The 2,590-nt window shown below is 52.3% G+C and carries 1 rRNA gene; it reads right to left on the bottom strand.

The annotated features are described in order from the left end of the window. Positions 1-47 precede the first annotated feature (47 nt). Positions 48-2,590 (bottom strand): 23S ribosomal RNA (locus ACFY68_RS26110); the annotation flags it as partial.

Genomic DNA, 2,590 nt, shown 5'->3' with positions numbered 1-2,590 from the left:
TCGTCTTCACCACCGCAATCTGCGCTAGCAAATTGCTTGGGTGTTATATGGTCAAGCCTCACGGGCAATTAGTATTGGTTAGCTCAACGCCTCACAGCGCTTACACACCCAACCTATCAACGTCGTAGTCTTCGACGGCCCTTTAGGGGATTCAAGATCCCAGTGAGATCTCATCTTGAGGCAAGTTTCCCGCTTAGATGCTTTCAGCGGTTATCTCTTCCGAACATAGCTACCCGGCAATGCCACTGGCGTGACAACCGGAACACCAGAGGTTCGTCCACTCCGGTCCTCTCGTACTAGGAGCAGCCCCTCTCAAATCTCAAACGTCCACGGCAGATAGGGACCGAACTGTCTCACGACGTTCTAAACCCAGCTCGCGTACCACTTTAAATGGCGAACAGCCATACCCTTGGGACCGGCTTCAGCCCCAGGATGTGATGAGCCGACATCGAGGTGCCAAACACCGCCGTCGATATGAACTCTTGGGCGGTATCAGCCTGTTATCCCCGGAGTACCTTTTATCCGTTGAGCGATGGCCCTTCCATACAGAACCACCGGATCACTAAGACCTACTTTCGTACCTGCTCGACGTGTTTGTCTCGCAGTCAAGCGCGCTTTTGCCTTTATACTCTACGACCGATTTCCGACCGGTCTGAGCGCACCTTCGTACTCCTCCGTTACTCTTTGGGAGGAGACCGCCCCAGTCAAACTACCCACCATACACTGTCCTCGATCCGGATAACGGACCTGAGTTAGAACCTCAAAGTTGCCAGGGTGGTATTTCAAGGATGGCTCCATGAGAACTGGCGTCCCCACTTCAAAGCCTCCCACCTATCCTACACAAGCAAATTCAAAGTCCAGTGCAAAGCTATAGTAAAGGTTCACGGGGTCTTTCCGTCTAGCCGCGGATACACTGCATCTTCACAGCGATTTCAATTTCACTGAGTCTCGGGTGGAGACAGCGCCGCCATCGTTACGCCATTCGTGCAGGTCGGAACTTACCCGACAAGGAATTTCGCTACCTTAGGACCGTTATAGTTACGGCCGCCGTTTACCGGGGCTTCGATCAAGAGCTTCGCTTGCGCTAACCCCATCAATTAACCTTCCGGCACCGGGCAGGCGTCACACCCTATACGTCCACTTTCGTGTTTGCAGAGTGCTGTGTTTTTAATAAACAGTCGCAGCGGCCTGGTATCTTCGACCGGCATGGGCTTACGGAGCAAGTCCTTCACCCTCACCGGCGCACCTTCTCCCGAAGTTACGGTGCCATTTTGCCTAGTTCCTTCACCCGAGTTCTCTCAAGCGCCTTGGTATTCTCTACCTAACCACCTGTGTCGGTTTGGGGTACGGTTCCCAGTTATCTGAAGCTTAGGAGCTTTTCTTGGAAGCATGGCATCAACCACTTCGTCGCCTAAAGGCAACTCGTCATCAGCTCTCGGCCTTGAGATCCCGGATTTGCCTAAGATCTCAGCCTACCACCTTAAACTTGGACAACCAACGCCAAGCTGGCCTAGCCTTCTCCGTCCCTCCATCGCAATAACTGGAAGTACAGGAATATTAACCTGTTTTCCATCGACTACGCTTTTCAGCCTCGCCTTAGGGACCGACTAACCCTGCGTCGATTAACGTTGCGCAGGAAACCTTGGTCTTTCGGCGTGGGAGTTTTTCACTCCCATTGTCGTTACTCATGTCAGCATTCGCACTTCTGATACCTCCAGCAAGCTTCTCAACTCACCTTCACAGGCTTACAGAACGCTCCTCTACCGCATCACCAGAGGTGATACCCGTAGCTTCGGTGCATGGTTTGAGCCCCGTTACATCTTCCGCGCAGGCCGACTCGACTAGTGAGCTATTACGCTTTCTTTAAAGGGTGGCTGCTTCTAAGCCAACCTCCTAGCTGTCTAAGCCTTCCCACATCGTTTCCCACTTAACCATGACTTTGGGACCTTAGCTGACGGTCTGGGTTGTTTCCCTTTTCACGACGGACGTTAGCACCCGCCGTGTGTCTCCCATGCTCGGCACTTGTAGGTATTCGGAGTTTGCATCGGTTTGGTAAGTCGGGATGACCCCCTAGCCGAAACAGTGCTCTACCCCCTACAGTGATACATGAGGCGCTACCTAAATAGCTTTCGAGGAGAACCAGCTATCTCCGAGCTTGATTAGCCTTTCACTCCGATCCACAGGTCATCCGCTAACTTTTCAACGGTAGTCGGTTCGGTCCTCCAGTCAGTGTTACCTAACCTTCAACCTGCCCATGGATAGATCGCCCGGTTTCGGGTCTATACCCAGCGACTAAACGCCCTATTAAGACTCGCTTTCGCTACGCCTCCCCTATTCGGTTAAGCTCGCCACTGAATATAAGTCGCTGACCCATTATACAAAAGGTACGCAGTCACCTAACAAAGTAGGCTCCCACTGCTTGTACGCATACGGTTTCAGGATCTATTTCACTCCCCTCTCCGGGGTTCTTTTCGCCTTTCCCTCACGGTACTAGTTCACTATCGGTCAGTCAGTAGTATTTAGCCTTGGAGGATGGTCCCCCCATGTTCAGACAAAGTTTCTCGTGCTCCGTCCTACTCGATTTCATTGA

The organism is Pseudomonas sp. NPDC012596 (genome assembly GCF_042902325.1).
Classification (GTDB): Bacteria; Pseudomonadota; Gammaproteobacteria; order Pseudomonadales; family Pseudomonadaceae; genus Aquipseudomonas.
Note: the sequence above shows the minus strand (reverse complement) of the source record. Positions and strands in the feature narration are given on the sequence as shown.